The organism is Vibrio sp. B4-6 (genome assembly GCF_963888245.1).
GTDB lineage: Bacteria > Pseudomonadota > Gammaproteobacteria > Enterobacterales > Vibrionaceae > Vibrio > Vibrio anguillarum.
Map to the genome: position 1 here is coordinate 1 of NZ_CAWPIM010000023.1, position 10,682 is coordinate 10,682.

The 10,682-nt window shown below is 40.3% G+C and carries 7 protein-coding genes; all 7 read left to right on the forward strand.

The features are described 5' to 3' along the window. The first annotated feature begins 2,139 nt into the window (after positions 1-2,139). A complete protein-coding gene (locus AACV20_RS08900; protein WP_212752662.1) occupies positions 2,140-2,334 on the forward strand; it encodes a hypothetical protein in 195 nt (64 codons plus the stop codon). Beyond that, a complete protein-coding gene (locus AACV20_RS08905; RefSeq protein WP_212752663.1) occupies positions 2,335-3,579 on the forward strand; it encodes a hypothetical protein in 1,245 nt (414 codons plus the stop codon). It begins immediately after the preceding gene. A gap of 133 nt (positions 3,580-3,712) precedes the next feature. Continuing rightward, positions 3,713-4,597: a hypothetical protein gene (locus tag AACV20_RS08910; protein ID WP_240507678.1), complete on the forward strand. Its 885-nt coding sequence runs from the start codon at positions 3,713-3,715 to the stop codon at positions 4,595-4,597. A 1,161-nt stretch (positions 4,598-5,758) separates the two neighbouring features. Next, the gene (locus AACV20_RS08915) at positions 5,759-6,178 is read left to right on the forward strand and encodes a GNAT family N-acetyltransferase (RefSeq protein ID WP_170908032.1); all 420 of its coding nucleotides are present in this window, start codon (positions 5,759-5,761) and stop codon (positions 6,176-6,178) included. Positions 6,179-7,875: 1,697 nt separating this feature from the next. Further along, on the forward strand, positions 7,876-8,574 hold the full coding sequence (locus tag AACV20_RS08920) for a hypothetical protein (RefSeq protein ID WP_170908034.1): 699 nt from the start codon (positions 7,876-7,878) through the stop codon (positions 8,572-8,574). Positions 8,575-8,722: 148 nt separating this feature from the next. Then, positions 8,723-9,277, forward strand: a complete 555-nt coding sequence (locus AACV20_RS08925; protein ID WP_170908035.1) for a hypothetical protein — start codon at positions 8,723-8,725, stop codon at positions 9,275-9,277. Positions 9,278-10,499: 1,222 nt separating this feature from the next. Continuing rightward, positions 10,500-10,682, forward strand: a 183-nt coding sequence (locus AACV20_RS08930) for a pentapeptide repeat-containing protein (RefSeq protein ID WP_170908036.1), incomplete at its 3' end; no start/stop codon positions are given.

The window sequence follows — 10,682 nt, forward strand, 5'->3', positions numbered from 1 at the left end:
TTCCGAACGCTGATTTCGGAGTTCGCTTAAAAGTGTTCGGATAATCGCGGAATGTACGTTCGGATTAAACCGAAATAGGTGTTCGGGTCATACCGAAATGGCTGTTCGGAATGCTCCGAAATACGCATTTGTCGGCAAGTTGGCTTCAGCGGGCGCTGTTTTCCGGACAATTATTCTTTGGCGCTGGAAATTCAGAGAATTGCCTCAATCAATTTTCAGGCAAGCGCGAGGTTAGGGCGGTTGGCTCAATCAGTATTTTGATCACAGGTTTTTGTGCTTGAACTGCCGAAATTCTAATTCTGTTTTTCAAATCTATGAGTCGTTTCAGTTTTCTGGGTTTTGGCTTTTGTATGTAAATCAAAGCCGAGTTAATCTTGGTTTTGGAAAAACGTAAGTCATTGAAGCTTAAACATAACAAACGGTTCAAGAGGGACAGCCAACGCGCGGCATTTTTATTATGCGTTGGTTTTTGTGGTTACGGTGTTATGCGGAAGCTTGGTAATGGCGTTGGCTGCCCCTTAACCGGGCGTTAGGCAAGGTGAGTTTTTATCAGCTAAAACGAGGAAATTGAGCGGTAAATTCCATGTTCTCAGGCTGGACTTAAGCAATAAATCGTCATCACATATTTGTTGTTTCTTGATCGTGTTGCGTTGCTTTTCGTTGAGAATTTAGCGGCAAAATAACCTTCAGCATCCAAACGTCCGCCGAGCATGCTACGCTCGTCACTTTTCTTCCAAATCGCTCAATTTGAGTTTTTTTGTTTCTTTGCTGATTTAGCATTTTGGTTTATAAATTAATCGGTTAGTTGTTTTAAAATTTACAAAAGCCTTGTTCTTTGGTTGTGAAAGTGTCGGTGTCAATTGGTTGGCCTAACAAACGGCTCAAGAGGGATTGCCACCGCGTGGCGGCTTTAGTACAAAATTGAAGTTCAGTGTTTACGGTGTGTTTTTTGAGTTCGGCTATGCGTTGTCAACCCCTTAGCCGGGCGTTAGGCAAAGTGAGTTTTTATCAGCTAAATCGAGTTGAAATTGAACGGTAAATTCCATGTTTTGTGGCTTAACTTAAGCAATAAATCGTCATCACATATTTGTTGTTTCTTGATCGCGTTGGGTTGTTTGTCGTTGTGAATTTAGCGGTAAAATAACCTTCGGCATCCAAACGTCCGCCGAGCATGCTACGCTCGTCACTTTTCTTCCAAATCGCTCAATTTGAGTTTTTTTGTTTCTTTGCTGATTTAGCATTTTGGTTTATAAATTAATCGGTTAGTTTGTTTCAAGTTTACAAAAAAGCTCGTTCTTTGGTTGTGAAAGTGTCGGTGTCAATTGGTTGGCCTAACAAACGGCTCAAGAGGGATTGCCAACGCGTGGCGGCTTTAGTACAAAATTGAAGTTTAGTGTTTACAGTGTGTTTTTTGAGTCCGGCGGTGCGTTGTCAACCCCTTAGCCGGGCGTTATGTTTACTTGTATTTCAGTGGCTTAAAGATTCTTCGATCTATGTTCTTTGCCCCTTTAGCCATTCGTTCGAGTTACTTCAGCAAATCCGCATTGTCGGCCTAAATTCTTGAATTTCTCAGCCCGTAAAACATGCCAATATTCGTGGGTTGCTTCATTTTCAGGTCGTGGTGGCTGGTTTTAAGTTTCACTGGCTTTAAGGCGCTTTCAGCGTATTTACCAAGTAGCATGTCGGCTTGGCAGTTGCCTCGGCAATTTGCCATTGTTCTGCGCTGTGGTTGGAAAGAGAGGGTGCTTGTTGAGCGTTTATCGGCTTGCCTCATTGGGCAGGGAAGTGGACTTACGTGCTTGGTGTTTCGTGCATCTGGCGGCCAAGTAAGGTTTGGCATGTGACTGACTTCTTGAAATGAGGTCAACAAAGCAGTTCTTTGCCAAATAAATCAGTCATTTGTGGTAAAACATAACAAACAATTCAAGCAGACCCTCAACGCTTAGCACTTTTGGTTTGCGTTGAATTTTGTGTTTACGGGGTCATGCAGAAAGTCAGCCAGGGCGTTTCGGGCTACTTAATTGGGCGTTAGGTTCTATCGGAATATCTAAGCCTTGTCACATATTTAATCCTTATGCATTGTTTTTCTTATTGCAATACCCATATAAAAAGTGAGCTTAATTTATTATACGAGGCGATATGGCTAAGATTAAGAACCCAGTAACACTATCAAGTGCATTCAAAATCTCAACTTCGACATTAGATTCGTTAGGTGTTGTAGATGTAATGTTAGACACCGACACTCAACTTTTCATCGACCCATTATTACTTAATGATAGTCAGCATGCAGAAATGCATGATAACGCGTCTAATGCTTACAAGAGCCGATTTTAAATGATCATTAAGCTGTTGAGCAAGTCGAATGAAAAGAATGATGTGCCTTGGAGAAATGCAGCACGCTTATTTAAGTTTTCAGAGATTAGCAATACATGTCTAGGCTATGGTGCATCGGTTAAAGGTTCTGGATTTGGTACAGATTTAGTCTCTACGACACTTGATACAGCGTATCAAATAGTGTCGTTGGGCATCGATGATATTGATATGTTTATGGTGCTAGCGCTATTTGAAGAGGGAATCGGTCCTGATCGAATTAGTGATATGACTACGAACATAATTCTTGATGACCTGATTGCATTTACTCACAGAATTAACTCGACTTTAAAGCTACCGACAAAAGATTTTAAAGTTGCTGGCGCAACTCATAATCTCATTGTTAACCCGTGCTCCGGTGAGGGGTTAATACTGGTACCTAATGATATTGTGCGCGATTTACCAGTTGCAGCAGATTGGAGTGATATTGGGCGTGTTGCTCGTGAAAACGAAGAGCTTAGAGAGCGCCTCAACGATCAAGTTGGTGGCATTTGGGCTCGAATGACAAAAGCACAAAAGAGAACAGCTAAAGAATCAGCGTTAAAAAGCAAAGAAGCCTTTGAATCAGTGATGGAACTGATCAAACGAGCTGCACCAGAACCGTATGACTTTGATAGTGACAAAAATGGTGAAATGTTTTGGACACGCTTACTAGAGTCAGTTGCTTCTACTTATCCTCATGACCTTTCAAGATTTGCCAATAAAAAGTTAACCCTTGATGATGTTGATGCCTTGGTTGAAGAAATATTGAATCAATTTTTAGACTTAGTTGAAAATAAAGGTCTTTGGAAAGAACTATGGTGTGAAGAGAATAAACCGAGAAAAGAAAAGGCTGCTCAACGTCTGTTGTTTGCAGTAGCTTACAGCTACTGCAAAGCTAATAACTTAGATTTATCGCCAGAAGCTGACTCTGGTAATGGACCTGTGGATTTCAAGCTATCTCAAGGCTTTGATAGCAAGGTTGTTGTAGAAATCAAGCTTTCAACCAACCCTAATGTGGTTCATGGGTATGAGAAACAACTCGAAATTTACAAGAAAGCTGACGATACAGAGAGAGGTTATTTCCTACTGATCGATGTCGGAAATCTTGGTAAGAAGTATGCGACAGTTCAACGTTTGCGAGACGAAGCAATTCAAGATGGTCGTTCTGCATCGAAAATTGTCTATGTCGATGGCAATCAGAAAGAGTCGGCTAGTAAACGAACCTAACAATCTGTTTAAGAGTGATTCGCAACGCTTGGCATTTTTGCTATGCGTTGCGTTTTGTGTTTAAGGTGGTATGCGGGGGCTTCGGTATTGCGTTGCTCACACCTTAACAGGGCGTTAGTTCTCAGGGGGAAAGTTGGAAAATCAGCGTACAATTATTTTGAATTTATTTAGCATCATAAAAGAGCATTCACGTACCTTAGGAGTCGTTGGTGCAATATTTGGTGCAATTCTGGTTATTTACTATTGTGCCAGCATCAACCACTATCCGTCAGGACTTACAATTACAGATGCTCTGTTCTTTATATGGGCAATTGTAGTCTTTGGGTTTTATTACTCGGTAGCTGTGTTTGGTTTCTTTATAGCTAGTGTTTTTTGGGTGTCGTTATTAGCTAAACCAATTAACTACATTTTAAAACTAAGTACATATAAAGGTGATATTGTACTTCCGTTACCAAAAAGTGACTGGTTTACAGTTGTCGCCGGAGGGTTGTTTGCAAACGGTATAATTTTCAGTGCTGCATACATAAATCAACATCCCATGATTGTAATTATTGGAACTATAGTATTAGTTGCTTTTGGCTATGTGTTGGTTTCTGTGGTATCGAGTAAGTCGAATCAAACAGAACAAATCTTAGATTCGACAGGGAGTCCGATTGTTAGCAATCGCGTAAGTAAAGATGTAGTAATAATGTGTCTCTGCGCGTTTGTGTATATTACGCCACTAGTTGTGGGACAAATTGGGGGAGGTGTAACTCGTACAACGTTTGAAAAAATGGGCGTACGTCAAATCGGTGTGGACCTTCTAATTGACCAAGCACAATATAAAAATGTACTCCCTTGGCTAAAAACTAAAGAAGGCGCAGCTGACTTAAACTGTATACAAGGCTGTTGGTTAAAACAAGTTGATGTGCTTTTTACTAATGTTGGTGCTAATACAAAGCTGAAGCTTCATAATAGCAGTACCTATATATCTATACCAACAAAAGCAATTTTGATGACAGTGAGCACAGAGAACTAACAAACAATTTAAGAGTGATTCAGCACGCTTGGCATTTTCGGTTTGGGTTGAGTTCGGTGTTTACAATGGTCAAATTGAGAGTCGTGGTTGCGTGCTTCACACCTTAATTGGGCGTTAGCTGAGGTTAAGAAAAACCATAAAATTAAGCGCTTATTTTTCTTAGTCTGAGGCTCTAGCTTTACACCTGAAAGTCAGCACTTTTCCGCGTATCTCGCCAGTGGCACTGTTCGTGAAGTGGTTGAACTAACCGAAGTCTGTTTACGGGAAGTGGTGTGTTTGTTTATTTCTTTGGTGTGGCTTCTTTGGTTTTGAAGCTATTTCGCGCTTAAATGGATTTCGCGCACTTGGTTGTTGGCTTCTTCGAAAGAATTCTTTGTAAACTGAAGTCTTAGAAGCTCGTCAGTTTTCCTATTATTTCTTCTTTGCCAAGTACGTTTCGTGGGTTAGGTTTTAGTTTCTCAGTTGTCCGTTTTACTTTGTCGCTTGAAAACAATAATGTGTTTTAAATTAGGCCGTTGGGTAGTCAATCTCCGGTTAAAGTGCAGCAGCTAACAAACGGCTCAAGAGGGATTGCCAACGCTTGGCGGCTTTGGTGCAAAATTGAAGTTCAGCGTTTACAGTGTGTTTTTTGAGTTCGGCTATGCGTTGTCAACCCCTTAGCCGGGCGTTAGGCAAGGTGAGTTTTTATCAGCTAAATCGAGTTTGAATTGAACGGTAAATTCCATGTTTTGTGGCTTAATTTAAGCAATAAATAATCATCACATATTTGTTGTTTCTTGATCGCGTTGAGTTGCTTTTCGTTGTGAGTTTAGCGGCAAAATAACCTTCAGCATCCAAACGTCCGCCGAGCATGCTACGCTCGTCACTTTTCTTCCAAATCGCTCAATTTGAGTTTTTTTGTTTCTTTTCTGATTTGGCATTTTGGTTTATAAATGAATGGGTTAGTTTGTTTTAAGTTTACAAAAAAGCTCGTTCTTTGGTTTTGAAAGTCTCGGTGTCAATTGGTTGGCCTAACAAACGGCTCAAGAGGGATTGTCAACGCGTGGCGGCTTTAGTACAAAATTGAAGTTCAGTGTTTACGGTGTGTTTTTTAAGTTCGGCGGTGCGTTGTCAACCCCTTAGCCGGGCGTTACAAGCAAATTCAGCCCCAGAGGATGAAAAATGGAAATCGAGTACAAAGTAAACCATCCAATCTCAGTTGAACAATTCGTGAGTTTACTGAAGGAAACTTCATTGGGTGAGCGTCGTCCTTTGGATAATGAGTCAACTATTCAGGGTATGCTCGACAACTCTAATTTAATTGTGACCGCATGGCTGAACGATCAACTTGTAGGTGTGGCTCGCTCAGTGACAGATTTTCACTATTGTTGCTATCTGTCTGATTTAGCCGTTGATGAAAGCGTTCAATCCAATGGTATAGGTAAATATCTGATCTTAGTGACTAAAGAAGAGTTGAGCCCAAGCTGTAAATTGGTTTTACTGTCAGCGCCGAAAGCGCAAGGTTATTATCCGAAAATTGGTTTTGAAGCTCATAATAGTGCATGGGTTTTGTCTAGTTCTGAACAGTTGAACATCAATTAAATCAAGGTGTTATTTGCTTGTAACAAAGCGTTCAAGAGGAACAGCCAACGCGTGGCATTTTTATTATGCGTTGGTTTTTGTGGTTACGGTGTTATGCGGTAAGTTGGTAGTAGCGTTGGCTGCCCCTTAACGCGGCGTTATGTGTTTGATGAGTTTTTAAGGTCAAAACTACGATTTCATTGAGAATTTGTTCCGTGTTTTCGGCAAGTTGGCTTGGTCGAAATGGATTCTTGAACAACCTGAGATTTATCGTTTTGAAGGTTCTTGGGTCGCCTCAATTTAGTTTTGGCTCTGGTTTGTGTTGAGTTTCGGTGGTTTCAAATCGTTTTAATTGAAATGTCTTTTTGACTGACTCTCTTGCTGAAGTTCAGCTCTGAAAGTCTGATGAAGCAAAAGGTTTTATTGTGGCTGAAAGGGCGCTTTCTTTGTTGTTGATTCGTAAGTGGCTCTCTTTGGCTCAGATCGCTGTGAAATTTAGGTTGTGGTAAGCATCGTTTTTGCACGTAACTTATTCAAATTCCTTCGTTTCTACGGTGGTTTACTTTGAATGCATAGTGAAATTCACATAACAAACAATTCAAGTGGATTCTCAACGCGTGGCAGTTTTACTATGCGTCAGGTAAAGTGTTTACGGTGTTATGCAGCGGCTTGGTCAGTGCGTTGTTCACCACTTAATTGGGCGTTAGGCAAGGTGAGTTTTTATCAGCTAAATCGAGTTGAAATTGAGCAGTAAAGTCTATGTTTTGTGGCTTAACTTAAGCAATAAATAATCATCACATATTTGCTGTTTCTTGATCGCGTTGGATTGCTTTTCGTTGTGAGTTTAGCGGCAAAATAACCTTCAGCATCCAAACGTCCGCCGAGCATGCTACGCTCGTCACTTTTCTTCCAAACCGCTCAATTTGAGTTTTTTTGTTTCTTTGTTGATTTAGCGTTTTGGTTTATAAATGAATGGTTTAATTTGCTTCAAATTTACAAAAAAGCTCGTTCTTTGGTTTTGAAAATGTCGTTGCCAATCGGTTGGCCTAACAAACGGCTCAAGAGGGATTGCCAACGCGTGGCGGCTTTAGTGCAAAATTGAAATTCAGGGGTTACAGTGTGTTTTTTGAGTTCGGCTATGCGTTGTCAACCCCTTAGCCGGGCGTTAGGCAAGGTGAGTTTTTATCAGCTAAATCGAGTTGAAATTGAACAGTAAATTCCATGTTTTCTGGCTTAAGTTAAGTAATAAATCGTCATCACATATTTGTTGTTTCTTGATCGCGTTGAGCTGTTTATCGTTGTGAATTCAGCGGCAAAATAACCTTCAGCATCCAAACGTCCGCCGAGCATGCTACGCTCGTCACTTTTCTTCCAAATCGCTCAATTTGAGTTTTTGGTTTCTTTGCTGATTTGAGGTTTTGTTTTATAAATTAATCACTTAGTTGGTTTTAAGTTTTCAAGCGAGCTCGTTCTTTGGTTTTGAAAGTATCGTTGTCAATCTGTTGGCCTAACAAACGGCTCAAGAGGGATTGCCAACGCGTGGCGACTTTAGTGCAAAATTGCAGTTCAGTGTTTAAGTGTGTTTTTTAAGTTCGGCGGTGCGTTGTCAACCCCTTAGCCGGGCGTTAGCTTTCATGCGTAGTGATTAACTCTACAAATAAATATTGACACTGTATTTATGAACAGTAATATTGATGGTGCATATCATACGAAAGGTTATGGAAATGAAAGTCACCAAAAAACAATATGACAAATGGACGACACCGAGCAAAGCTAGTTACATCGGGCTTTGGGTAGGAGCGATTGGCACCATATTTGGAATTGTCAGCCTCGGGGTTGCAATATACTTTTATTATAACCCTCCAAAATCGCCACCATCAGCTTCAGATGAATATATTAGAACAACAACACCCACGATTGTTAAATTGTCTGACACTAGTTTTTTGAGTTGGCTAGGTGATGATGAGAAATCATTAACACTATCCTATGAAAATACTTCGAAAGTTTCAGCTCGTAATTTTTCTGCATACTTGAAAGTTAAAGGTGCACAAATCGAGTCTTTTAAGTCTGTCGCATTTAAAGACGTAAATATGGATGTTCTTTCTATCCCTGCTAGCCAAAAACTAGACTTACCAGTAGTTGAGTTTTCTCGACTACAAGCATTATTCCCTAATACCATTTGTGGTGTTGGTTTAAAATCTTGGGAATATGATCCTACACTTTCAGATTCTTCTTGTAATTCAGCTAGTGAAATTACTTCCAGTCGCATTGAAGCTATTTCTAAATTTGAAACCGTGTTCAATGAAAAAAAAGAAACTTCAAGCTCTCTTTGGATTTACACGTGCGAAAAATGTGACTCAGCGGCACTACCTCGATATGAGTTAACAGTTCATCACTTGAATCAAGATAAAAGCTAACAAGCGATTTAAGAGGGATTCACAACGCTTGGCATTTTTGCTTCTACTTCAAATTAAGTGTTTATGGCACAATTCTTTAGGTTTGGGTGGAGGCGTTGTTCACCCCTTAATTGGGCGTTAGCCAGCATAATATATCTGAGGTTGTAGTATGGATTGTATTTGTTCAGAGGTTGAACATTCTGATTTTGATGAAGTTGTAAACAATGAGCTCAAAATACCTATTTTAGTAAAAAACATTGCTAACGACAGTTTCTGTGTTTCCATCGAGATGAATATCGAAGAAAATCTGAAAGAGATAACCTTAGACAAGGCAGAAACTCTTCAAGATCTAAAAGGAAAAATGGGGATTTATCAGCTATGGGTTGAACAAGACTATTGTGGTGACCATTTTGAATATAGAATGCTATGTGTATATGTTGGTAAAGGTTACGTTCATCATAGAATTACATATGATCACCTTCCCAATAAATGGAATACTGACGAAACACTATATATAACTTTCTATGAATGCAGCAACCGAATGGCTGTGTATTTAGAGCAGTTGTTTCTGGAGACTTACAGTTTTCATTTTAACAAACAAGAAAATACGGGCACAAAAATACTTCATACCCTTTGGGATGAAAGTCGGTTTCTTTTAGGTACAGAGACTCAAGTACAGTCAGAAAAGCTAGCAAAGAAAAATCCAGAGTTCTTCAACCCATAAAAATGGCTAACAAAGCGTTTAAGACGGATTCACAACGCTTGGCAGTTTTGGTTTGAATCAGCTTTAGTGTTTACGGCACAATGGCTTAGGTTTGGTGGTCGCGTTGTTCACCACTTAACGCAGCGTTAGCTGAGGTTAAGATAAATCATAAAATTACGTGTTTATTTTTTCTTAGTCTGAGGCTCTAGCTTTACACCTGAAAGTCAGCACTCCTCCGCGTATCTCGCCAGTGGCACTGTTCGTAGAGTGTTTGAACTAACCGAAGTCTTCTTACGGGAAGTGGTGTGTTTGTTTATTTCTTTGGTGTGGCTTCTTTGGTTTTGAGGCTCTTTCGCGCTTAAATGGATTTCGTGCACTTGGTTGTTGGCTTCTTCGAAAGAATTCTTTGTAAATTTAAGTATTAGAAGCTCGTCAGTTTTCCTGCTATTTCTTCTTTGCCAAGTGCGTTTCGTGGATTGGGTTTTAGTTTCTCAGTTGTCCGTTTTACTTTACCGCTTGAAAGCAATAATGTGTTTTAAATGAGGCCGTTGGGTAGTCAATTTCCGGCTAAAGTGTAGCAGCTAACAAACGGCTCAAGAGGGATTGCCAACGCGTGGCGGTTTTAGTACAAAATTGAAGTTCAGTGTTTACGGTGTATTTTTTAAGTTCGGCGGTGCGCCGTCAACCCCTTAGCCGGGCGTTATGCAACTCAGGTAAATTTAGGGGTTCAATCTTTCGGGATTTCTCTGGCCATTCATTTTGTGCTGTCGGCAAATGAGCATTTTTACCCTAAAATTCTTGGTTAACTCAAACCGTAAAACAGGTAAGATTCTTTGTTTGCCTCAATCAGTTTTAAGCGTTGGCGCGTTGTTAGTTTTGCGGGCGCAAAGTGTGGAAAGGGCAAGTTTATCGAGCATTTTGCACTTGCTGAAGGTTTTGCTCGTTAAGTTTTCCTGATTCAAAAGCTTGGTTTGTTGCTGAAAGGTGGGCTTTGTTTTGGCGGCTCATTTATCACAGTTCTTGTTTGGGGTGGTTCTTGAATCACTCAACCATTGCAATCGTGGCTTTTGGTCGTATAAATTCGGTTTATCTCATTGAATTTGCATAACAAACGGCTCAAGAGGGATTGCCAACGCGTGGCGGTTTTAGTGCAAAATTGAAGTTCAGTGTTTAAGTGTGTTTTTTAAGTTCGGCGGTGCGTTGTCAACCCCTTAGCCGGGCGTTAGGCTATTCAGAGGATACGATGATAGATTTAAAAAATAATGAGCAATATTTCGACGTTTCTTTTGAGAAGCTTTCCTCACCTGATGAGAAATATAGCGACGTCGAGTTTGAAGATTGCCAATTCTCCGACTGCGATTTTTCAGCGGTTAAATTCCAGAAATGTAAGTTTACAAACTGCACATTTGAACGCTGCAATTTGAGT

Coding starts and splice junctions, on each gene's coding strand:
- AACV20_RS08915 (WP_170908032.1), top strand. CDS start 5,759: ATGGAAATCGAGTACAAAGTAAACCATCCAATCTCAGTTGAACAATTC.
- AACV20_RS08925 (WP_170908035.1), top strand. CDS start 8,723: ATGGATTGTATTTGTTCAGAGGTTGAACATTCTGATTTTGATGAAGTT.
- AACV20_RS08920 (WP_170908034.1), top strand. CDS start 7,876: ATGGAAATGAAAGTCACCAAAAAACAATATGACAAATGGACGACACCG.
- AACV20_RS08905 (WP_212752663.1), top strand. CDS start 2,335: ATGATCATTAAGCTGTTGAGCAAGTCGAATGAAAAGAATGATGTGCCT.
- AACV20_RS08900 (WP_212752662.1), top strand. CDS start 2,140: ATGGCTAAGATTAAGAACCCAGTAACACTATCAAGTGCATTCAAAATC.